Source organism: Pseudoduganella sp. GW821-FHT11H04, assembly GCF_058807935.1.
Genome location: NZ_JBXARE010000006.1, coordinates 290,307 through 313,000, shown reverse-complemented (window position 1 = coordinate 313,000; position 22,694 = coordinate 290,307). Strand labels below are relative to the sequence as shown.

Here is a 22,694-nt window from a genome sequence, read left to right as displayed (position 1 = left end):
GTCTTACACAATCGACAGGACAGGGTAGCGGCGCCATTCAGGCTCGCGCTGTCGCTGGCAGTTGTGGAAGATGAAGTGCAGCACTGCGTCCTTGTCCTTCACCAGGGCCGGGTTGGCGGCTTTCCAGTTTTCGAACAAGGTTTTGGTTTCCGGCTCGGTGGCCAGGATGTCGGCGGCCAGGTCTTCGAACACGTAGTCGGAGATGTTCTCCTTGCGCTCCAGCACGGAGTTGAAGAAGCCCCAGCGGAAGAAGGAATCGTGGCCTTGCGGTTCCAGGGTTTCAACGGCGTAGCGCGCATTGTCCTGGTCCAGCGACAGGTACCAGTCGCCGGCGCTCAGTTCAAAGGTGGCTTCGCGTTTTTCGACTTCCACTTCGTCGTGGAACATATGGCCTTCGTAGGCGGTCGGGCGCGAGACGACGTTGCTGATGTGGTAGTACTGGGCTTGCACGGTGGTCGGTGCTTCGATGCGGGTCATCTGCACGCCGTTCCATTGCAGGCGCTCGATCGCTTCGCGCCACTGCTGCGGAACCACGTAGGCTTTTGGCGTCTTGACCAAGGTGTCGGCAGGGAAGCGGTTGAACCACTTGATGTCGCGCGACCACGGCTTGCTGCGGTCGTAGGACAAGCGCATGTAGTCGCCCAGCTTCGATGGGCTGTGCTGCGCTTCGTAGCCCTTGAAGTGGAAGCTGCCTGGATTCTCTTCATCCATGCGCCAGGTGATGGCCCACTCCTTCTGCTTGCGCTGCGCGGCTTTGGTGGCGGCGCGCATGGCCTTGATTTGTTCACCGTGCTTGACGGTGAAGTTGCGCACGGTGTCCACCAGGGCGCGCATGGAGTCGTAGCGGTCGGCGTATGGCTTCAGCATATGCGTCTCCGGCATGAAGCCGATGATGTTATGCAGCGCGGTGAAGCCGGTCGAGAAGCGCGCGGTTTCCAGGAAGTCGGCGATGCCGTCGTCCGGGGTTTCCACCACAGGGTTCACGTAAGGGCAGGTCGGCCATCCGGCAGCGGCCATGTCTTCGTAAATCTGCGGCAGCATGGTGTCGCGCAGGAATTCGCCCAGTTCACCACCCAGCTTGTCGCACTGCGTGTGGATCAGGGTCATGGTGTAGCTGTAGTCGGCGCCGTTGGAGGTGTGGGTGTCGACCATCACGTCCGGATCCCAGGCGGTGATCAGCTGGTTGAAGAACTTCGCGTTCAGCGTGTCGCATTTGACGAAGTCGCGGTTCAGGTCCAAGTGGCGGCTGTTGCCGCGGAAGCCGAACATCTCCGGGCCGTCCTGGTTGGCGCGCGAGGTGTTCTGGCGATTCAGGCAGCCGTCCACGTTGTAGATCGGGACGAACAGCAGCACGGTCTTGCCCAGGCTGGCCAGCAGCTCCGGCTTGAAGCACATGTCGCGCACCGTGGCCATGCAGGAGTCGATGCCTTCCGGCTCGCCAGGATGGATGCCGTTGTTGTTGAAGAAGACCGTGCGGCCTTCGCGCTTAATCGTTTCGCGGTCGAAAACGCCGTCGGCGCTGACCACGCCCACATGCAGGGGGATGCCGCCGTCCGATACGGCTGCCTGTTCAAACTTCAGGATTTTCGGGAAGCGGCGTGCCAGTTCTTCGTAGAAGGCGATGCACTCGGTCCAGAGGGTAGTCTGGTTCTTGTTGCCTTTTTCGTAAGGCGTGAGCATTTCTTGCATGGTCTGGATCTCAGTCTTCTGCATGTAGGGGGATCAGCGATTTTACCACTTCAGCCCTGAATTAAGCCTTATGGCCATTGGCCTCCACCCATTTGGCGTAAGCGGCAGCCCAGCCGGCCAGCACTTCCCTGGTCTTTTCGTTATTGACCTTGCCATCTTCGCCGATCAGGGCGGAACCGTTGCCGATGTAGACCTCAGGGCCAGGCATGGTCGGCGCGTTCAGGGTCACCATGGACTGGCGCACCTGCATGTTGGCGGCGAAACCGCCCACGGCGCCGATGGAGGCGGAAATCACGCCGACCGGCTTGCCGGCCCAGATGCTCTTGCCCCAAGGGCGCGAACCGACGTCGATAGCGTTTTTCAGACTGCCCGGCATGGCGCGGTTGTATTCAGGGGTGGCGAACACGATGCCGTCCACGGAACGCAGCTTGTCGCGGAAGGCGGTCCAGGCGGCAGGCGGGGTGTGGGCGTCGTCCAGGTCCTGGTTGTACAGCGGCAGGTCGCCGATGTCGACGAATTCGAATTGCAGTTCAGCGGGCGCCACTTCCACCAGCGCGTTGGCGAATTTGCGGTTCAGTGAATCCTTGCGCAGGCTGCCGACGATGAGGGCGATTTTCTTGGTCATGTGAGGCTCCATTGTTGTGGAAGTGAGGGAATGTCGGAATGACAATGTACATCAAGCGGGGAAAACATGCGCGTCCTGGCGTAACGCGTCATACAGGTATTGGCTGAGGGCTTTGATGCGCGCCACGTTGCGCAAGTCGCGATGGCTCAGCACCCAGAGCTGGGTGTGGAAGCACGGATCGGGCGGCGCCAACTGCTCCAGCGTGCGCTCGCGATCGGCCAGCAGGCAAAGCAGGGGCGCCACGCCCATGCCGTTGCGCGCGGCATCCACCATGGTGATCAGGCTGTCGGCGCACACCGCCACTTGCGATGGCGGCACGCGCTCGGCCAGCCACTGGGCTGCGGCGAGGTGGGACAGGCTATCGTCCGGCGCCACCCAGCGGTGCGCGGGCCAGTCGTCGCGTGCGATGCCTTCGCGCTCGGCGCGGCGCAGGTAGGCGTGGGAAGCATACAGCGCGGTCGCGACTGCGCCGACCTTGCGGCCGACCAGGTTGGCCGGCGGCGTATTCGACGGACGCACGGCGATGTCGGCTTCGCGCTGGGTGAGGTTGAGGAAGCTGTTGTTCACCACCAGCTGCAGCTGCACGGCGGGGTGCGCATCCTGGAAGCGCTGCAGGTAGGGCATCAGGAGGCCATGCGCCAGGGTGTCGGTGGTGGTCAGGCGGATGGAACCGCGCAGCTCCTCATCGAGACCGCCCACTTCGCGCTGGGCGCTGCCGATTTCCTCCTCGATGGGCCCCAGGCGGCCGCGCAGGGTTTCGCCAGCGCCGGTCATTACATAACCAGACTGCAGGCGCTCGAACAGGCGCACGCCGAGGGACTGCTCCAGGCTATCCAGCCTGCGCAGCACGGTGGAATGATTCACAGCCAGCTCGCGTGCCGCGGCCGAGATGGAACCGCCGCGCGCGACGGCGGCGAAGTAGCGCAGGTCTTCCCAATCGAGCTTCTGCATATTTGCGTAACCGTTCCGCTGTTTTCTGGAATTTTAATGCGTTTTTGCGGCGCATACACTGGGTCCAGTCAAAACACTCGAGGAGCCGACCATGCTGACGTTGTACACCGCCGATACCCCCAACGGGCAGAAGATCACCATCGCACTGGAGGAACTCGGCCTGCCGCACCGGGTGCACCACGTGAACCTGTCCGCCGGTGAGCAGCACCAGCCGCCGTTCAGCGAAATGAGCCCGAACCACAAGATTCCATTACTGGTGGATGAAACGACGCCAATCTTCGAATCCGGCGCCATCCTGATCCACCTGGCCGACAAGGCAGGCATGTTGCTGCCGGCATCCGGCGAAGCGCGCAGCGTAGCGCTGCAATGGCTGTTCCTGCAGGTGGGCAGCATCGGGCCGATGCTGGGGCAATTATGGTATTTCCGCCATAGCGCGGGCGCGGGCAAGGGCAAACCGAACGAACAGGCGCTCGAACGCTACGGCCGCGAGACCTTGCGCCTGCTGGGCGTGTTCGAAGAACGCCTGCGCGACAAGGCATACCTGGCGGGAGATGAATACACGATTGCCGATATCGCCAGCTTCCCATGGATACGCTCGCACCACGAATTGGGCGTTACGCTATTCGACTACCCCGCGGTGGCTGATTGGGTAGCGCGCATTGAAGCGCGTCCCGCCGTGCAACGCGGCCTGGCGTCGGCCAAGCCATGATCACGGCGTGGTTGCTGCTGCTGGCAGCAGCCTTGGTGGACATCGCCATGGCGGTCGCGCTCAAGCACGCCGAAGGTTGGACGCGGCTCTGGCCCAGCCTCGCCGGCCTGGCCTTCGCCAACGGCGCGATCGTACTACTGACGATGGCCTTGCGCCAGCTGCCAGTCGGCACAGCGTTTGCGGTCTTCACAGGGATTGGCGCGGCGGGCGCCGCTTTGGTAGGAATCGTAGCCTACGGCGAAAGCGCCACACCGCTACGGCTGCTGCTAATCGGAGCCATCATCGCCAGCATCGCCGGCCTCAAGCTCACAAACGGCTGAGCCCGTGTCCCACCTTGGGGTCACACCCGAAATGAGACACGGGCTCAGCCGTGAAATGCTTGTGCCCGTGTCCCAAAAGGGGTGTGACCCCAAGGTGGAACACGGGCTGGGCCGTGGATTACTCGGCCTTCATTTCCTTCAGCAGGTTGTCGGCTTTGTCGATGTACTTCATGTTCCACAGCATGTAGCGCAGGTCGACCTGGATGTCGCGGGTCTTGGCTTTGTTGAAGTCCCAGTCCGAGATGATGGAGTCCAGGGTGCCGTCGAACGCCAGGCCTACCAGCTCGGCTTTCGAGTTCAGTGCTGCGGAACCGGAGTTGCCGCCGGTGATGTCCAGCGTGGCCAGGAAGTTGACCGGCACCGTCTTCAGCTTCGGATCGACGTATTTGCCGAATTCCTTCTTGTTGATCGCGTCGAGCTGCGCTTGCGGTGCATTGAACTCGCCTTCGCCGGTGGCTTTGGCTTTCACGCCTGCCACGGTGGTGAAGGCGGTCCAGCCGGAGGTGCCGTCGGCGCCGGTGTCGCGGCCGGCGATCTTGCCGAAGGTGACGCGCAGGGTGCTGTTGGCGTCCGGGTACACAGCCTGGCCTTTGGAGTTCATGTAAGCGATCTTGGCCTTCATGTAGTTGCCGTAGGCTTGCTGGATCTTGCCACCCAGTTCTTCTTCTTCCGCTTCACGCTTCATGGCGTCGTCGTACAGGGCGACGGCGGCCTTGATGAAGGCATCGTCGCTGGCTTTGAAGTCGGCTACCGATTTGCCCAGCCATTCGGTGCGGAAGGCTGCGTCTTCCAGCTTGGAGCCGGCGTACAGCTTGTCCAGCGCTGCGGTCAGTTCGGCTTCGTTCATGCCTGCCTTGATGCCCATTGCTGCGTCGAAGACTGCATTGTGCTCGGACGCTGGCTGCGCGGCGTAGTGCTTCATGTTGTTCAGCACGATGGCTTTGTTCACCTTGGCGACGTAAGTCTTGTTCACGCCTTCGATGGAAGCCTTGATGCGCTTGGCGTCGCGTTCCTGGTAGCCTGCTTTGCGGTCGGCGTTAGGCTTGGTGTTCTCGTTGGCGAGGCGGTACATCATGCGCGCGGCGTTCAGCAGCGTTGGCGAGGATCGGTCCAGGAAGTAATCGCGCTTGGCTTCAGCGGTGCGCTGGGCCATCAGCTTCTCCACGTTTTCCAGGTCGGCGCCGAAGGCGGCCTTGCGCTTGGCATCGGCGTTGACCCATGCCTTCAGGGCGTCATGCTCTTTGGTCTTGCGCTCGAGGATGTCGCTGCCCTCGTAGCTGTTCAGCATGCCCTTGCGGTTCTTGTAGTAATTGTTGATGCCTGCTACCTGGCCGGCTACCTTCAGGGCCGCATCGCGGTCGCCCTTGGTTTCGCGGTCGATGATGGCCAGGGTCTCGTTGGAGTTCTGGATGAAGGCAGGGTATTCCCAGCCGAAGGTGGTGGACACTTCGGATGGCAGGCGGTGGCGGTTGGTGCGGCCTGGGTAGCCCAGTACCATCACGAAGTCGCCTTCTTTTACGCCTTCTTTGGCCAGCTTCAGGTAGGACTTAGGCTCGTAAGGGACGTTGTCCTTGGAGTAGTCGGCGGCCTTGCCGTCCTTGCTCACGTAGGCGCGGTAGAAACCGTAGTCGCCGGTGTGGCGCGGCCACATCCAGTTGTCGGTGTCGCCGCCGAATTTGCCGACGCCGGCTGCCGGTGCGTGCACCAGGCGCACGTCGCGGATTTCCAGCTGTTTGATCTGGTAGTACTCCAGGCCGCCGTAGAAGGAAGACACGGTGCAGCGGTGGCCTTCATCCTTTTCGCATTCGGCGGTCAGGGCTTTCTGGTTCTTCTCGATCGCGTCCACGCGCGCTTTGCCCTGCAGCTTGGCCACTTCCGGGGTGATGATCTTGTCGGTGACGTTCAGCACTTCCTTGGTGACGAAAATGCGGCTGCCTGGGGAGGCTGGCAGTTCTTCGCCGAAGTTGTGGGCTACGAAGCCGTTAGCCAGCAGGTCGCGTTCCTTGGTGGAGTTGACCGCCACGCTGTTGTACACACAGTGGTGGTTGGTCACGACCAGGCCTTGCGGCGACACGAAGGACGCGGAGCAGCCGCCCAGGCTCACGATGGCGTTCATCGGGAACTCGGTCAGCTTGGTCAGCGAGGCTGGGTCCAGCTTCAGGCCGGCGGCTTTCAGTTGCTTGGCTACTTGTGGCAGCTGCTGCGGCATCCACATGCCTTCGTCTGCGAAGGCTGCGGAGGTGGTGCTCAGGATGGCGAGCGCGAGGAGAGATTTTTTCATGGGTCTCGAATTGGTTGATTTGGTGGCCCGGCAGGCTGGGCCAGCAGGCGACCTAGAGTATCGGCATGGTGGGGGCTGGCGTCAACTCCCAAAATGTAGCCTCATGTTGCTGCGGTGCAGCACTTTGGCCCTGGCGACGGCGAAAAAAAACCAGCGCCGCGGCGCTGGTTTGTGAGGAACTTTGTGGGCTATCTGACGCGGCCGCGGAAGACCAGGTTGACGATGGCGAGCAGGATCAATGCCCCAAGGAAAGAAACCGCCAGCGACATTACGCTGAAATCGTCCGCATTAATTGTGCCCGCCCCGAATAGCGGCGACAGCAGCCAGCCGCCGAGCAGGGCGCCGACAATACCCACCACGACATTCAGGAACATGCCCTGCTGAGCGTCGGTTTTCATTACCAGGCTGGCCAGCCAGCCAAGCACGCCTCCAATCACGATCCAGATAATGAAGTTCATGTCCGCCCCCTTATTGTTGATGCTTCCAGTGTAGAACATACGCACGCCGAAATTCGGTGCGCCAACGTACAGATTTGGGGTGCGCCGCGGCCTATCGTGTCCTCGACTCATGCAAAAAGGGGGAATTCCCATGAATACTGCAGACAAGCAATCCCGCATGGTAACCGGCCTGTTCCGCGATCGCAGCAGCGCCGAGCGTGCCTGGCAGCACGCCACCTCCCGCGGCTATGGTAAGGACGATATCAATGTCGTCATGAGCGACGATACCCGCAAGCGTTATTTCAGCGGATCGTCGGAAACGGAGTTGGGTTCGAAAGCCGGGGAGGGCGCCGGCATTGGCGCCAGCGTCGGCGGCGCGATTGGTGCGGCGCTGGCCGCGGTGGCGGCGATGGGCACCACGCTGGTGCTGCCGGGCTTGGGCATCGTGGTGGCCGGCCCTCTTGCAGCAGCGCTGGCTGGTGCTGGCGCTGGAGGCGTGGCGGGCGGCCTGGTGGGCGCACTGATCGGCGCCGGCATTCCGGAAGAGCGCATCAAGCACTATGAAGAAGGCATCCGTGGCGGCGGCATCCTGATGGGCGTGAATGTGCGCGACTCGGTCGACGCGGCCGACATCGAGCAGGCCTGGAAGGAAGGTGAGGGCGAGCACGTGATCGGCGTCGGCCTCGGCACCACGGGCGGCGCGCTGGCTGGCGCAACGGCCGGTTCGCCGGGCGGGCCCGCAGGCATGGTGGCCGGCGCCATCATTGGCGGCGTGGCGGGGGCCTTTGTCGGCAAGGGCGCGGCGGAAATCGTCAACCCGAAACTGGAAGACAATGAGGAAGACCACAACCTCGCCACCGGTGTAGGGGGCGCTGGCGGCGCTGCAGCCGGCATTGTTGCCGGTACGCCGGCGGGTCCGCTTGGCATGGCAGCCGGCGGCGCGATCGGCGCTTTGGCTGGCGGGCTGGCGGGCCAGGGCATCGGTACCTTGCTCAACCCGAGCGAGGAGCGCGTCTACTGGCAAGACCACTACCGGAACGAAGCCTACTTCGATCCCAATTTCGACTACGACGATTATGAGCCGGCCTACATGCTCGGTTACACTGCGCGCCAGCGCTATCGCGGCACGTGGAACGAGCTGGAAAACCAGCTGGGACGGGATTGGGAAACCGTGAAGGGCAGGTCGCGTATGGAGTGGGAGCACGCGCGCCACGCGGTGCGCTCAGCCTACGAAAAGGAAGTGCCTTAGGCGCTTAGCGCCACACGCCAGGCAGGCGGCGGAAGCTGCGGTATGCGATCCGCACTTCCGTTTGCCGGCCCGGGTGGATTTCCCGTGTTGCGGAGAGCACGAGCGCGTCATTGCGCGACAGGTGCCACGCAAATTCGGCACGCGACTGGGTGCGCAGCAGTTTGCTTCCTGCGACGAAGCGGCCGGCATCCATTTCCAGAATGGCGCTCCAGCCGGTACCCTGCCGGCTGGCCGCCAGCCAGGCGGTAGCTGCCAGCGCCGCCTGGTGCGGCAAGGCGCGGCTGGCTTCGAGCGCAACTCCTGGGGAAAAGCTCAAGTCGATGTTGCCGATACTCCAGGCGCGCCCGCCATTGAAGGACAGCGTGCTTGCCATATGGCGGCCATCCTCAAAGGGCTTGCGGCTGGTGTTGACGGCGAGCCGCCATGCGCGCGGCGTGTACAGTGCGGACACTGGAATGGTGGATTGCACGGATAACCACGCTATGCTTTCCAGCTGCGGGCCGTGGCCGGGCTGGAGCACCACTTCCGGCTGCAGTACCGTGATTGCGGCATGTGGTTCGAAGCCTTGCAGCCGGTCCGTGAGCGTGTGCTGGAAGCCGGCCCACGAGAGCGTCAGCGCATTGCTGCCGGCGCGCCGCATGGCGCCGATCATGGCAGGGCTGCCTTCATGGCCGGACTCGGGGTTGGGCGGTGTCGGTGGCGCTTGCAGGGGGCTGGCTGCATCCGTTTCAAAGCGGGCGCGCGCGATGGCGTTGATGATGTCCTTGCGCGTCGCCCGGTCGGAGCGGTCGCGGTTGATCTCGACCGATGCAAACTCATAGGCCAGCTGCAGGATGGCGGCGCGCCGCGTCGCCTCGTCCACGTCCAGCTGGTCCGGGGCGATTTGGCCTTGCGCCAGCCGCAAGGCCAGGGCGGCGTCGCTTGCCTGCATCTGCTGCTGGTGATGCCGCAGCTGTTTGGGGAAGGCGGGCCAAACGGAGGTTGCGGCCAGCAGGCCATTCTCGCGCAGCACGCGGATGGTATCGACCGGCACGGTGGCCACCCCGAAATGGTCCAGCAATTTCAGGCCGGGGCGCACTGCGTCAATCAGGGCCAGCGTGCGGTAGGCGCAGTTCTCGTCGATGAAGTAGTAGTTGAATACTCCATCCTTGGTTTCCCAGGCATGCAGCAGCAATTGCTGCAATTCGCCTGGATCGAGGGAGAGTTCGTATTCCCAGATGTCGCGGCCTTCGTCTTCGGTGTAGATGCGCAGGCGGCGGTAATACGGCAATTCATCGGCCACGCCGGGGAAGCCGCCCAGCAGGCCGCGCCGGATAAAGGACAGTTCGCTCACGCGTTCGTCGGCGCGTGCGGCGTAATTAATCGTCCGGCTCTGGAGTTCAGCGCCGGAATGCCGGAACACTTTCAGGAAGGTGTGGCCGAACGTCGACGAAGGGTTTTCCAGGTAGCTGGAGGCGAAATTGATGCTGATGCGCTGGCCCTGGAACTGGCCCAGCCATGCAGCCAGCTCCGGGCATAACTCAGTTGCGGGAGGCAATGACGGCAAGCCTGCATTTCGGCGCAACCATTCGTAGCGCGCGGGAAAGCGGCAGGCGAAGGCTGCGCGGCCTTCCGACTGCATGGCTTCAAGTGCGGCCCTGAGTTCGTCGCGCGGCGCGGAGCGGCCCCCGGCGGTCAGGAAGAAGCCTGGCTGGTCGGCCTGGCTTTGCCATTGACCGCTGCCAGTGCTGCGGTAATGCAGCAAGGCCAGCCAGCCCGGCGCATTTGCCAGGCTGGAAATATCCGCCGCCGCGGCTTGCTGCGGTCCGGCCGCTGCCGCCTCCGGCATGGTCGTCGGCGGCGGCAGGGGCACTGCCGGGCAGGCGCTAAGGCGCTGGGCGAAGGCGGCAGTGTCTGGCGTGTCGGCCGCGAGCTGGCGCAGCCAGCTGATTTGTGCGCTGCGGTTCATGCATTGCGGAAGGGCTTCGAGGAGCGTGTCGAGGTAAATGCCTTCCCGGCGCACAAGGTCATCGACGATGCGGCGATGATTGAACAGGGCGAAGTCGCGCAGCCGGCGTTGTGCATCGGCCTGGACCGGGGTTTCAGGCGCGGGGCATCCGCAAGGCGCACTTTGGGCGGCTTGGGTAATGGTCAGTAGCAGCAGGAGGGCGAAACGCATGGAGGGACTTGCTGGCGGCCAGGTGCGCTGGCCGCCGGGGAATTACTTGGTGGCTGGCTTCATGTCGACCATGTACTCGCCAGGGTCGTATTCATAAGCTGCACCGGTCGAGGTGTCGATCGAGGTGCTCAGCGGGCTGGTCAGCAGGATGTCGCCCCAGACCCATGGGTTCATGCCGCGGTTCATCGGCACCATGGTTTGCTGGAAGCCGTCTTTTTCCAGGATCACAACGCCGTCTTTACGCGCCACACGCACGGTCAGCGGAGTCTGGCCAACTTTGACCTTGTTCACGTACTGAACCTGGTTGTTCTTGGTGCTCATGACGGCAACGTACACGTCGGCGCCGTCCGGATTGGAGCTGATCTTGACTTCCTGGGTGGTGCCGGTCTGCATGCTGGCGCAGCCGGAAAGAAGGGCGAGGCCGAGGGCGGCCGCAAACATTTTCTGCTTCATCTTCGCTTTCAGGTTGTTATTTTTGCCGCAAAATTGCGGGGCGCAAAATTATAACCTATGCAACCTGATTGCTTGCTGGAAATGAAAGTGGCCGCGTTGTAGGCGGCCACTGTCCACCTCGGGGTCAGGAACTAAAGTGGACATTTCTGCAGGAAATGTCCACTTCAGTTCCTGACCCCATGGTGGACATTTTTATTCGGCCTTGATGGCTTCTACCTGGATTGCCAGCTTCACTTCGGGAGCGAAGGTTGGAGTGGCGTAGTTCAGGCCGAAGTCGGTGCGCTTGAATTCTGCGGTGGCGTCGGCGCCGCATGCTTCGCGCTTGTAGCGTGGGTGCATGATGCACTTGAACTTGTTGACCTTCAGCGTGACCGGTTTGGTCACGCCCAGCATGGTCAGTTCGCCTTCCACGGCCACCAGCTGCTCGCCTTCGAATACGAAGTGCTTGCCCTTGTAGGTCACGGTCGGGAATTTCTCGACGTTGAACATGTCGGCCGATTTGGCGTGGCTGTTCATCTTGTCCAGGCCGAAATCAATCGACGCTGCGTCAATGGTGATGTCCATGGTGCCGGTCTTCGCTGCGCGGTCCATCTGGATCGTGCCGTTGGTCTTGTCGAACTTGCCGCGCCATACCGACAGACCCATGTGGTCGGCTTCGAAGCTTGGGAAGGTGTGCGATGGGTCGATGTTGTAGTTGGCGGCGTTGGCGGCAACAGCGGATACGGCCAGCAGTGCGGCGGTCAGGAACTTCAGCTTCATGGTGTCTCCAGGGGTTTATTGAGCTACTACGTGGAACTTGATGGTCACTTCATCGGCAACCATGCCGGTGTCTTTCCATTCGCCTTCACCAATGTTGAAGGCCAGGCGCTTGATCGGCAGTGCGCCGTCGAACACTTGCTTGCCGCCGTCGGTCTTCACGGTGACCGGGAAGGTGACGTCGGCAACCTTGCCCTTGATGCTCAGTTTGCCGCTGACATTCAGCTTGCCGGCGCCGGCGCTCTTGATCGCGCTGGAGACGAAGGTGGCTTTAGGGAATTGAGCGGAATTGAACCAGTCTTTCTTGGCCACTTCCTTGTTCATGTCGGCTTCGCCCAGGTCCAGGCTGGCGGTCTCGATTTCGACCGTGGCTTTGGAGGTGTCTGGTGCGGCGGCGTTGTAGTCGATGACAATATTGTGCTTTTTGAACGGTGATTCGATCGGCACGTTCATTTGCTTGAACACGGCCGAGACGCTGCTCTTGGCCGGATCGGTCTTCAGCACGGCGGCGCTGGCTGCAGCCGCCACGGCCAGCAGTGCGGCCAGTAATACGCTTTTCTTCATGGTGAGGCTCCAGGTTAGGGCAGCATGCGCTTGAGCAGGCCGTCTTTGTCGATGAATTGGTGTTTCAGCGCTGCGCCGATATGGCCGATGACGACGGCGGCGAGCAGCATGTTGAGCCAGTAATGTACAGGCTTCAGGATTTCCTTGAGCGCGGGACTGGCGTCGAACAGTGCGGGGATTTTGACCAGGCCGAGGTAGACCACGGGCACGCCGGCGGCGGTGGTGTACAGGTAGCCGGAAATCGGCACGGCGAACATCAGGAAGTAGAGGAACCAGTGGCCGGCTTCGGCGGCTTTTTTCTGGCCCTGGGTCATGGAGACTGGTAGTGCGGGCGGCTTTTGCTTCAGGCGCCACAGCAGGCGGCCGGCGGCCAGGGCGAGCACGGTGACGCCCAGCCATTTATGCCAGGAATAGTATTTGAGCTTGGTCGGGGTTAGGCCGGGGATGTCGGTCATCACCAGGCCGAGAATGAACGCGGCGACGATCAGCAGGGCGATCAGCCAGTGCAGTGCGATGGCGGTTTTGGAATAGCGTTCCATTGCGATTTTTGGTAAATAGTACGTGTTAGGACTAATATACCAGAGGGTAATGGAACTTGCTTACAGCTTCCTTAAAACCGGTAATTCGGGGTCTGACCCAAGGGTCAGACCCAGGTTTACCGGTTTTAGATGGCTTTAGCCAGCGAAGCAGCGATACCGATATAGTTCGCCGGAGTCATCGCCAGCAGATGGTTCTTAGCATCCTGCGGAATCGCCAGGCCGGTAATGAACTCACGCAGCGCCTCTTTGGTAATGCCCTTACCGCGAGTCAGCTCTTTCAGCTGCTCATACGGATTCTCAATACCGTAACGACGCATCACAGTCTGCACCGGCTCCGCCAGCACTTCCCACGACGCATCCAGGTCAGCCGCCAGGCGGGCAGGGTTCACTTCCAGCTTGTTCAAACCGCGCAGGCACGAGTCATAAGCCAGCAGGGTGTAGCCGAAACCAACGCCGATATTACGCAGCACGGTCGAATCGGTCAGGTCGCGCTGCATGCGGGACACCGGCAGCTTCTCGGACAGGTGCTTCAGCACGGCATTGGCCAGGCCCAGGTTGCCTTCGGAGTTTTCGAAGTCGATCGGGTTGACCTTGTGCGGCATGGTGGAAGAGCCGATTTCGCCAGCCTTCAGCTTCTGCTTGAAGTAGCCCAGCGAAACGTAAGTCCAGATATCGCGGTTCAGGTCCAGCAGGATGGTGTTGGCGCGGGCAACCGCGTCGAACAGCTCGGCCATGTAATCGTGCGGTTCGATCTGGATGGTGTACGGATTGAACACCAGGCCCAGGCGCTGCTCGATCACGTTCTTGGAGAATGCAGGCCAGTCGAACGATGGGTAAGCCGACAGGTGGGCGTTGTAGTTACCCACGGCGCCGTTCATCTTGCCCAGGATTTCAACTTTGGCGATGCGGTCGATAGCGCGCTGCAGGCGGGCGATCACATTGGCGAATTCCTTGCCCAGGGTGGTCGGGCTGGCGGTCTGGCCGTGGGTCCGGGACAGCATAGGCAGCTCGGCGTTTGCGTGGGCGATTTCGGTCAGCTTGGCGACCACGCCGTTCAAGGCCGGCACCATCACACCGTCACGGGCGGCTTTCAGCATCATGCCGTGCGAGGTGTTGTTGATGTCTTCCGAGGTGCAGGCAAAGTGAATGAACTCGGAGGCGGCCACCAGCTCAGGCACATCCTTCACTTTTTCCTTCAGCCAGTACTCCACGGCCTTGACGTCGTGGTTGGTGACGGCTTCGATTTCCTTGATGCGGGCAGCGTCGGCTTCGGTGAAGTCGGCGGCCAGCTTGTCCAGCAGGGCGGTGCCGGCTGCGGAGAATGGCTTGATTTCGGCGAAACCAGCCAGGGACAGGGCTTGCAGCCATGCGATTTCGACTTTCACGCGGTGGTGCATGAAGCCGGATTCGGACAGGATCGGGCGCAGCTTGTCGGTTTTCGAGGCGTAACGGCCGTCCAGCGGGGACAGGGCCGACAGGGTGGAGTAAGGAGTTGTCATGATAATGCTGGCAGGAGGAGGCGGGAAAAAACAGGATTTTACCACTGGTGGCGTTACCATTACCGCCGCCAGCGCTGCGCCTGCCTTTAGGTCGCGATGCTATACTGTTGTCTAATTCTCCACTACCAGTATCTATGAAACTAATCGGTTCACTCGCCAGCCCTTATGTACGCAAGGTTCGTGTCGTCCTCGCGGAAAAAAAGCTCGACTATCACCTCGAACTTGAAAATGTCTGGGCCCCGGAAACCACCATCCAGAAACTCAACCCGCTGGGCAAAGTGCCTTGCCTGGTCATGGAGGACGGTTACGCCATGCAGGATTCGCGCGTGATCGTGGAGTACCTGGATGCCGTGTCGCCGGTCTGCAAGCTGTTGCCGCCGAATGGCCGGGAGCGTGCCGACATCAAGTGCTGGGAAGCGCTGGCCGATGGCGTGCTGGATGCGGGCGTGCTGGTTCGCCTTGAACGCAACCAGCGTCCGAAAGCGCAACAGAGCGAGGAGTGGATCGCGCGCCAGTTGCTGAAAGTTGAACTGGGCCTGGCTTCGATGTCCGAGCGCCTGGGCGACGATACCTACTGCGCCAGCAACCATTACTCGCTGGCCGACGTAGCGGTGGGCTGCTGCCTGGGTTGGCTCAGCTTCCGCTTCCCGGAAATCGAATGGCGCAGCAAGCACCCTAACCTGGGCCGCTTGTTCGACAAGCTGTCCGAGCGTCAATCCTTCAAAGACACCGTGCCCCAGGCCTGAGGGCCGCAACGCATGGCAGCCAAGCCTCCGTCACAGGAACGCCTGCAAATGGCGGACATCGCCCGCCTGGCGGGCGTGTCCACTTCTACCGTGTCGCGCGCGCTGGCCGGCAGTAAGCTGGTCAACGAGGAAACGCGCACCCGCATCATGGAGCTGGCGCGCTCGCTCAAATACACGATCAATGTCGGTGCGCAGAACCTGCGGCTGAAGCAGAACCGTTCGGTGGCGGTGGTGGTGCCGTCCGACGCCAAGGTGCACCAGAGCCTGACCGATCCCTTCTTCCTGTCGATGATCGGCTCCCTGGCCGATGCGCTGACGGAGCAAGGCTTCGATATGCTGCTGTCGCGCGTCGATGCGGAGCAGCTCGATACTGCCGCCACACCTTTCGATACCGGTCGCGTGATCGGTATCATCCTGATCGGCCAGTGGGGCCACCATGACCAGTTGAACGAAATGGCTGCGCGCCATGTGCCGCTGGTGGTGTGGGGCGCGCAAATGCCGCAACAGCTTTATTGCACGGTCGGCGGCGCCAATGAGAGCGGCGGCCGGCTGGCGACTGAACACCTGCTGGCTTCAGGGCGCCGCCGTATCGCCTTCTTCGGCGACACGCGCCTGCCTGAAGTCGAGCAGCGCTACCTTGGTTATTGCGCTGCGTTGCAAGCGGCCGGTATCGCCGTTGATCCGGCGCTATGCGTGGCGGCTTCTTTCCTGCCGGAGGGCGGGCGCGAGGCGGTGGCGGAGCTGGCGCAGCGCGGTGTGCAGTACGACGCGGTGTTTGCCTGCTCCGACTTGCTGGGCATGATGACCATTAATGCCTTGCGTGAGCAGGGCCGCTCAGTGCCGGGCGATGTGGCGGTCGTCGGGTACGACGATATCGAACTGTCTTCCTATTTCCATCCTCCCCTGACCACGGTGCGCCAGCCCGTGCAGGAAGCGGGGCGCGCCATGGTGGCTGCCCTGTTGCAGCAGACTGAGGGCCAGGCGGCCCGCTCGGTCGAACTTCCTACTTCCCTGATTCAGCGCGCCAGCTCGCGCTAATTGCAACCGTTTGCATTTGGCGCAACATAAGTGCACGATCGTTTTTCAAATATTCTTTGCAATCGATTGCAATTTGCAAAAAGCTGATGAATAATGAGGCATCTGCAGATAAACAGACGCGGCCAACCGGCCGATGAATAAGCCCCAAACGGAGGAGACAATGGTTTTACGTACAGCCCAACGCGGCTGCATGGCTGCTGCCATCGCTGCTGCATTCGCCCACCCAGCATTTGCCCAGGAAATCGCCCAGGAAGCCCAGGCGCCTGCCGCCGCCCCAGCCCCGGCCGACGGTTTGAAACTTGAGCGCGTGGTCGTCACCGGCACCGCCAGCCGCAGCTCGAAAATGCGGTCGAGCGTGTCGGTCAGCACCATGGAGTCGGAAGCTATTTCCCTGGCTGCGCCGACCAGCGCTGCCGAAGTACTGCGTTCCATCCCTGGCGTACGCGCCGAATCGTCCGGCGGCGAGGGCAATGCCAATATCACCGTGCGCGGCGTGCCGATTTCCGCAGGCGGTGCGCGCTATGTGCAGATGCAGGAAGATGGCTTGCCCGTGCTGCAATCGGGCGACTTCAATTTCATCACGCCGGACAGCTATGTGAAGATCGACGGCACGCTTGATCACCTGGAAGTGGTGCGCGGCGGTTCGGCCTCCACGCTGGCGACCAACTCGCCGGGCGGCATCATCAACTTCATCGGCAAGACCGGCGAACAGCAGGGCGGCAATATCGGTATCCAGCGCGGCCTGGGCTACGACGAAACGCGCTACGACTTCGATTACGGCGGCCGCCTGGCTGAGAAGACGCGCTTCTTCATCGGTGGCCATTACCGCACCGGCGAAGGCCAGCGCAAGACCGGCATGAACACGCAGGAAGGCGGGCAAATCCGCGGCAACATCACGCAGGAATTGTCGAACGGCTGGATCAGGCTCTCCTTCAAGCACCTGGACGACAGGGCGCCGACAGCGTTGCCGGTGCCGGTGAGCGTGAGCAATGGCCGCATCAGCGAAATTCCGGGCATTGATCCGCGCGACACCACCTTCTATTCGCCTTACTGGACGCGCGATATTTCGCTGACCAAGGAAAATGGCAAGGCTTCCAGCAACGTCAACGACGGCCTGCGCGTGAAGAGCGACAGCTTTGGCATCGCTGCGTCATTTGACCTGGGCAACGGGATCACGTTGAGCGACAACTTCCGCAAGGCGAATAACAGCGGCCGCTTCCTCGGCGTTTTCCCTGCCAATAATGGCGTGGCTGGAAATTATGTGATCGCCACCGGCCCCAATAAAGGCCAGGCATACAACGGCCCCGCTTTCAACGCCGTGGTGTTCAACACCTCGATCGATAATGCCGACAACACGCTGAATGACCTGAAGCTGGCCAAGGCCTTCGCCATCGACGGCGGCAAGCTGACCGCTACCGCCGGCCTCTATACCTCGCTGCAGAAACTGGGCCTGACCTGGAACTTCAACGAGTACCTGATGCAGCTGACCGGCGACAAGCCTGCCTTGCTGCAGACGGCATCCTCCACGCCAGGCTTGATCGGTCCAGCCTGGGGCGGCTGCTGCATGCGTGCTGTGGACATGGAGTACAAGCTGCTCTCGCCTTACTTGAACGTAGGCTGGGAAAAGGGGCCGCTGAACTTTGACGCCAGCGTGCGCCAGGACCGCCAGCGCGCCAATGGCACGGCCAATATCGCGACCAATGGACTGGTCTATGAGCCTGCCAACGAGCAGCTGGTCGACTACAAGATCCACCATACATCGTATTCGGTGGGCGGCAATTACCAGATCAACCGCGACCTCGCGCTGTTTGCCCGTGCCAGCGATGGTGTGGCCTTCAATGCGGACCGCATCCTGTTCGGCACGCCGCTTGATGGCAGCGCGCCGATCAGCATCAACACCGTGCGCCAGGTGGAGGGCGGCGTGAAGTGGCGTTCCGGCAGCACCAGTGCTTTCCTGACGCTATTCCGCGCCAAGACCAATGAGTCGAACTTCGAGGCAACGACGCAGATCAGCACGGCCAACCGCTACGACGCCAAGGGCGCGGAGCTGGAAGCGGCATGGAGCCTGGGCGACTTCCGCATCAATGGCGGCCTGACCTGGACCGATGCCGAAATCGTCGGCACCGCGCCGGGCCAGGAGTCGAACATCGGCCATACGCCACGTCGGCAGGCGCGCATCACTTACCAGATCGCGCCGAGCTACAACGCTGGTCCGCTGACCATTGGCGGCAGCCTGGTTGGTACCAGCCGCTCTTGGGCGGACGATGCCAACACCATCGATATGCCCGCCTTCCGCACGGTGAACCTGTTCGCGCGCTACCAGTTCAATTCGCAACTTAGCTTGTCGCTGAGTGTCAACAACCTGTTCGACAAGATCGGCTACACCGAAGTTGAAGGCGACGGCCATGCCGCGCGTTCGATCGGCGGCCGTGCTGTGAAGATGGGCCTGAACTACTCCTTCTGATTTGGAAACCGTAATGCCGATGTCTTCTTCCATCCATCATTTGCTCAATGCCGTGCCTGAGGGACGGCGTGCGGAGGCGGCACGCCGTTATACGGTGCACGGGCCGGCGCTGCGCAGCTGCTTGCATAGCCTGTACGGCGAGGCGCCAGGGTTTGAGCAGTGGTACGGCAGCCTGCTCGCCGCAACGGGCGAATTGCTTGGCGCGCGCAGCCCGGCGCTGGCGGCGCAGGACACGGCGCGCTCTGCCCAGCCGGATTGGTTCCTGGGGCAGCAGATGCTTGGCTATTGCAGCTATGTGGACCGATTCGGCGGCGATTTGCGCGGCGTCGCGTCGCGCATCCCGCACTTGCAAGAGCTGGGTGTGCGTTACCTGCACCTGCTGCCTTTCCTGAAGATGCGGGCAGGGGAGAATGATGGCGGTTTTGCGGTGGCCAGTTTTGAGGAAGTGGATCCGCGTTTCGGCAGCAATGCCGACCTGGAGTCGCTGACGGCCAGCTTGCGCAAAGCAGGCATCAGCCTGTGTTCGGATTTCATCCTGAACCACGTGGCGGATGACCATGCGTGGGCGCAGGGCGCACGCCTTGGTGACGAGCGGCTGCGTGGCTTCTTCCACGTGTTCCCGGACCGCTCGCAACCGGATGCCTTCGAGCGCACGCTGGGACAGGTCTTTCCGCAGGCGGCGCCTGGCAACTTTACCTATGTGCCGGCGATGAATGGTTGGGCATGGACGACGTTCTATCCCTATCAGTGGGATCTGAACTGGGCCAATCCAGAAGTTTTCGCGGCCATGGCGGGCGCCTTGCTGCGGCTGGCGAATCGGGGGATTGAAGTGTTCCGTCTCGATTCCACTGCATTCTTGTGGAAGCGCGAAGGGACCAATTGCATGAACCAGCCGGAGGCGCACCTGATCCTTCAGGCGCTGCGTGCGCTGGCCTCCATCGCCGCGCCGGGCGTGCTGTTGAAGGCGGAGGCGATTGTGCCGATGCGTGAGCTGCCGGCCTACTTCGGCAAGCCTGCGCAGCCGGAGTGCCATATCGCTTACCACAGCAGCCTGATGGCGGCGGCATGGGGCTCGCTGGCCGAGCAGGATGCGGGGCTGGTACGCAGCGTGATTGCAGGTACGCCGCCGCTGCCGCCGCACGCCAGCTGGCTCAGTTATGTGCGCTGCCACGACGACATCGGCTGGAACGTGCTGCGCGCAGAAGCTGCGGAAGGTGCGGACGGCCACGAGCGCGACCCGCAGGCGCGCCTTGCTGCGATCTCGCGCTTCTTCGCGGGCACAGACAGTAGCTTTGCACGCGGCGAAGCTTTCCAAAGCAGCGACCCGCACGCCGCGCACGGCAGCAATGGCATGGCCGCAAGCCTGGTCGGCCTCGAAGGCGTAGCGAGCGAGGACGGCGGCGAGGAGGCGGAAGCGTTGGCCTTGCGCCGTTTGCTGTTGTTGCACGGTCTTGCGCTGAGCTTCGGCGCACTGCCCGTACTCTACATGGGCGATGAGCTAGGGCAGACCAATGATTACAGCTTCCGCGAGCGTCTGGACCGCGCGATGGACAGCCGCTGGTTGCAGCGCCCCATGCTGGACGAACAGCGCTTCGCTGAGCGCCATGACAGCAGCACGCAAGCAGGGTGTGTCTATGCTGGCTTGCGCGCCCTGGTGGCGACCCGCCAGCATCTGCCTGCATTGGCGGCGGGCGAACCGCGTTCGCTGCTGCCCGCAGCATCGGCGGTGCTTGCGCTGCAGCGCGGCCCAACCTTCCTGGCGCTCTACAATTTCTCGGGCGAGCCCCAGCAGTTCAAGCTGGACGGACGCTGGCAGGACTGCCTGGCAAGCACGCAAAGCCACGAGGGCGAAACAACGCTAGCGCCATGGGCCATGCTCTGGCTCCAGCGCGACAACACGACAAAATGATGGAGACCGCCATGAGTGTGGCAATGTTCGGCGAAGCCCTCGTCGATGATTTCGGCAGCGAGCAAGTAGTCGGCGGCGCGCCTTTCAACGCAGCGCGCAACCTGGCCGCCTTGGGCACGCCAGCGTTGATGATCACCCGCATCGGCCAGGACGCCAACGGTGACGCCGTGCGCGCCGAATTCCAGCGCTATGGCATGGCGCAATGGGGCCTGCAAACGGACGATGCCTGGCCCACCGGCCGCGTGGTGGTAGAGCGCGGCCAGCACGGCCACGCCTTCCACATCCTTCCCGGCCAGGCTTACGACCATATCGAAGCTGCCCCCGCCAAATTGGTGCTGGGCGAAGCCAAGCCGCAAGTGCTTTACTTCGGCACGCTGGCCCAGCGCCACCTGACATCCCGCACGGCCCTGATTGAACTGCTGGAGGCCAGCCCGGCCACCCGCTACCTCGACCTGAACCTGCGTGAAGGGCAGTACACCGAACGGAGCGTGTACGAATCCCTGCGCCACGCCGACATCCTGAAGGTCAACGAAGACGAACTGGCAGCCCTGTTGGCCTGGTACGCCCCGGCAGGCCCGCAACTGGTGCGCGCCCACGATCCCGACCTGCCGCCGGCATGCTCCCTGCTGATCGAAAAATTCAGCCTGCAGGCCATGGTGGTCACCCTCGGCCCGCGCGGGGCGATGTATATTGGTGCGGATGGCCGTGTAATCCGTGAACATGGCAACGAGGAGCCGTACAAACTGGTCGACACCGTGGGGGCCGGCGACGCATTTTCCGCCGTTTTCCTGCACGGCCATGTGCAAGGCTGGGACCTGGCGCTCACCATGGCGCGCGCCAACGCCTTTGCCGGCGCAGTGTGCAGCCTGTCCGGCGCCGTGCCGCAAGACATGGCCTTTTACGAACCATGGACCCAGCGCTGGCAAGCCGCAGCGGAAGGAGCCACGCGATGATGCAGCAAAAACCGCATCTGTCGTTCCGGCAGATCGTCAACATGAACATCGGCTTCTTCGGAATCCAGTTCAGCTTCGGGCTGCAGCAAAGCAGCATGAGCCCGATCTATAAATACCTGGGCGCCGACGAAGCCAGCCTGCCTTACTTGTGGCTCGCCGGCCCTGTCACCGGCCTGCTGGTGCAGCCCATTATCGGTGCGCTGAGCGACCGCACTGTTTCACGCTGGGGACGCCGCACGCCGTACTTCCTGGTCGGCGCACTGCTTTGCAGCCTTGGCTTGTTGGCCATGCCCTTCAGCCCCGTGCTGTGGATGGCGGCCGGCCTGCTGTGGATTCTTGATGCCGCCAACAACGTGACAATGGAACCCTACCGTGCCTTCGTCAGCGACCGCCTCGCCGTGCGCCAGCATTCGCTGGGCTTCCTTACCCAGAGCGCCTTCACCGGGCTGGGACAAACGCTGGCCTATCTGACGCCCTCGATCCTGGTCTACCTTGGCACCAGCCGCGACGCGGTGAACAGCCATCATATTCCGTACACCGTGATCGGCGCATTCCTGTTGGGCGCTGTGTTCTCGCTTGCCTCCGTGCTGTGGAGCTGCTGGACCACGCCCGAGTTGCCGCTGTCGCCGCAGGAAGAAGCGGAGCTGCGCGCCAAGCCCACCGGCTGGCGCGACACCCTGCGCGAAATCGGCGATGCGTTGCGCGACATGCCGCCCACCATGAAGCAGCTGGCGGTGGTCAAACTGTTCCAGTGGTATGCCATGTTCTGCTACTGGCAGTACATCATGCTGGCGCTGGCGTCTTCGATTTACAAAACTTCCGATCCGGCTTCGGCCGGCTTTCGCGAGGCGGGCCTGCTGAATGGGCAAGTGGGCGCCTTTTACAATTTCGTCGCCTTCATCGCTGCGTTTGCGCTGGTGCCTTTCACGCGCCGGTTCGGGCCGAAGATCACGCACAGCATTTGCCTGGCGGCGGCGGGCGTCGGCATGCTGAGCATCCCGTCGATTCGCGAACCATTGCAGCTGCTGTGGCCAATGCTGGGTGTGGGACTGGCGTGGGCCAGCATCATGGGCAATCCGTATGTGATGCTCGCGGGCAGCATTCCGCCGGAGCGTACCGGCGTGTACATGGGCATCTTCAATATGTTCATCGTGATTCCGATGATCATCCAGATTTTCACCCTACCTCTGTTTTACCGCAGCCTGCTGCACGGTGATCCCGCCAATGTGGTGCGCCTGGCCGGTGCGCTGCTGCTGTGTGCCGCCGTGGCCGTGCTGTTCGTCAAGCTGCGGGCCGCGCGACCGTTGGCCGATACTTCCTCGGGTCAGGAGGCAGTTTTGCTAAAATAGCCCGA

General features: G+C 62.3%; 20 protein-coding genes. 9 read left to right on the top strand and 11 right to left on the bottom strand.

Going from position 1 to position 22,694, the window contains the following annotated elements:
• Positions 1-3: 3 nt before the first annotated feature.
• The 3 genes from AC1RTP_RS16265 to AC1RTP_RS16255 are packed head-to-tail and all read right to left on the bottom strand — an operon-like array spanning position 4 to position 3,265.
• Positions 4-1,713, bottom strand: coding sequence for a M14 family zinc carboxypeptidase (locus AC1RTP_RS16265; protein WP_498608668.1), 1,710 nt, complete (start codon positions 1,711-1,713; stop codon positions 4-6).
• A gap of 37 nt (positions 1,714-1,750) precedes the next feature.
• Positions 1,751-2,314, bottom strand: coding sequence for an NADPH-dependent FMN reductase (locus tag AC1RTP_RS16260; protein ID WP_498608667.1), 564 nt, complete (start codon positions 2,312-2,314; stop codon positions 1,751-1,753).
• A 51-nt stretch (positions 2,315-2,365) separates the two neighbouring features.
• Positions 2,366-3,265, bottom strand: a complete 900-nt coding sequence (locus AC1RTP_RS16255) for a LysR family transcriptional regulator (RefSeq protein ID WP_498608666.1) — start codon at positions 3,263-3,265, stop codon at positions 2,366-2,368.
• Positions 3,266-3,356: 91 nt separating this feature from the next.
• On the opposite strand from AC1RTP_RS16255, the gene AC1RTP_RS16250 reads away from it, so the two are divergent.
• Together AC1RTP_RS16250 and AC1RTP_RS16245 are read left to right on the top strand one after the other, a co-directional pair.
• On the top strand, positions 3,357-3,974 hold the full coding sequence (locus AC1RTP_RS16250) for a glutathione S-transferase family protein (RefSeq protein WP_498608665.1): 618 nt from the start codon (positions 3,357-3,359) through the stop codon (positions 3,972-3,974).
• On the top strand, positions 3,971-4,294 hold the full coding sequence (locus AC1RTP_RS16245; protein WP_498608664.1) for a DMT family transporter: 324 nt from the start codon (positions 3,971-3,973) through the stop codon (positions 4,292-4,294). Before AC1RTP_RS16250 ends, AC1RTP_RS16245 begins: the two co-directional genes overlap by 4 nt.
• Before the next feature lie 118 nt (positions 4,295-4,412).
• Here the strand turns inward: AC1RTP_RS16245 and AC1RTP_RS16240 are convergent, their stop codons facing one another.
• Entirely contained in the window at positions 4,413-6,575 is a 2,163-nt protein-coding gene (locus AC1RTP_RS16240; RefSeq protein WP_498608663.1) for a S46 family peptidase, read from the bottom strand.
• Between the two features lie 188 nt (positions 6,576-6,763).
• Positions 6,764-7,033, bottom strand: a complete 270-nt coding sequence (locus AC1RTP_RS16235; RefSeq protein ID WP_498608662.1) for a GlsB/YeaQ/YmgE family stress response membrane protein — start codon at positions 7,031-7,033, stop codon at positions 6,764-6,766.
• A 130-nt stretch (positions 7,034-7,163) separates the two neighbouring features.
• Here AC1RTP_RS16235 and AC1RTP_RS16230 point away from each other — a divergent pair, with 130 nt between their 5' ends.
• Positions 7,164-8,261 (top strand): hypothetical protein, encoded by a 1,098-nt coding sequence (locus tag AC1RTP_RS16230; RefSeq protein ID WP_498608661.1) that lies wholly within the window; start codon positions 7,164-7,166, stop codon positions 8,259-8,261.
• 4 nt (positions 8,262-8,265) lie between these two features.
• Here AC1RTP_RS16230 and AC1RTP_RS16225 read toward each other — a convergent pair whose 3' ends face one another.
• The 6 genes from AC1RTP_RS16225 to purB form a co-directional block, all read right to left on the bottom strand.
• Positions 8,266-10,419, bottom strand: coding sequence for an Lnb N-terminal periplasmic domain-containing protein (locus AC1RTP_RS16225; protein WP_498608660.1), 2,154 nt, complete (start codon positions 10,417-10,419; stop codon positions 8,266-8,268).
• Positions 10,420-10,461: 42 nt separating this feature from the next.
• The gene (locus AC1RTP_RS16220; protein WP_498608659.1) at positions 10,462-10,872 is read right to left on the bottom strand and encodes a PEGA domain-containing protein; all 411 of its coding nucleotides are present in this window, start codon (positions 10,870-10,872) and stop codon (positions 10,462-10,464) included.
• A gap of 192 nt (positions 10,873-11,064) precedes the next feature.
• On the bottom strand, positions 11,065-11,631 hold the full coding sequence (locus tag AC1RTP_RS16215) for a YceI family protein (protein WP_498608658.1): 567 nt from the start codon (positions 11,629-11,631) through the stop codon (positions 11,065-11,067).
• A gap of 15 nt (positions 11,632-11,646) precedes the next feature.
• Positions 11,647-12,192 (bottom strand): YceI family protein, encoded by a 546-nt coding sequence (locus tag AC1RTP_RS16210; RefSeq protein ID WP_498608657.1) that lies wholly within the window; start codon positions 12,190-12,192, stop codon positions 11,647-11,649.
• A gap of 14 nt (positions 12,193-12,206) precedes the next feature.
• Positions 12,207-12,731 (bottom strand): cytochrome b, encoded by a 525-nt coding sequence (locus AC1RTP_RS16205; protein WP_498608656.1) that lies wholly within the window; start codon positions 12,729-12,731, stop codon positions 12,207-12,209.
• A gap of 125 nt (positions 12,732-12,856) precedes the next feature.
• Positions 12,857-14,230 (bottom strand): adenylosuccinate lyase, encoded by a 1,374-nt coding sequence (purB, locus tag AC1RTP_RS16200; protein WP_498608655.1) that lies wholly within the window; start codon positions 14,228-14,230, stop codon positions 12,857-12,859.
• 134 nt (positions 14,231-14,364) lie between these two features.
• On the opposite strand from purB, the gene AC1RTP_RS16195 reads away from it, so the two are divergent.
• From AC1RTP_RS16195 to AC1RTP_RS16170, 6 genes are all read left to right on the top strand, one after another.
• Positions 14,365-14,976 (top strand): glutathione S-transferase family protein, encoded by a 612-nt coding sequence (locus AC1RTP_RS16195; protein WP_498608654.1) that lies wholly within the window; start codon positions 14,365-14,367, stop codon positions 14,974-14,976.
• A gap of 12 nt (positions 14,977-14,988) precedes the next feature.
• On the top strand, positions 14,989-16,014 hold the full coding sequence (locus tag AC1RTP_RS16190; protein WP_498608653.1) for a LacI family DNA-binding transcriptional regulator: 1,026 nt from the start codon (positions 14,989-14,991) through the stop codon (positions 16,012-16,014).
• A gap of 160 nt (positions 16,015-16,174) precedes the next feature.
• Complete coding sequence (locus tag AC1RTP_RS16185) at positions 16,175-18,478, top strand: TonB-dependent receptor domain-containing protein (RefSeq protein WP_498608652.1); 2,304 nt, start codon at positions 16,175-16,177, stop codon at positions 18,476-18,478.
• Positions 18,479-18,491: 13 nt separating this feature from the next.
• Entirely contained in the window at positions 18,492-20,387 is a 1,896-nt protein-coding gene (locus tag AC1RTP_RS16180; protein ID WP_498608651.1) for an alpha-amylase family protein, read from the top strand.
• Between the two features lie 11 nt (positions 20,388-20,398).
• Positions 20,399-21,340 carry a PfkB family carbohydrate kinase gene (locus AC1RTP_RS16175; protein ID WP_498608650.1) on the top strand — a complete coding sequence of 314 codons (942 nt, stop codon included), beginning with the start codon at positions 20,399-20,401 and terminating at the stop codon, positions 21,338-21,340.
• Positions 21,337-22,689 (top strand): MFS transporter, encoded by a 1,353-nt coding sequence (locus AC1RTP_RS16170; protein ID WP_498608649.1) that lies wholly within the window; start codon positions 21,337-21,339, stop codon positions 22,687-22,689. The genes AC1RTP_RS16175 and AC1RTP_RS16170 overlap by 4 nt, the downstream gene beginning before the upstream one ends.
• The last annotated feature ends 5 nt before the right edge of the window (positions 22,690-22,694 follow it).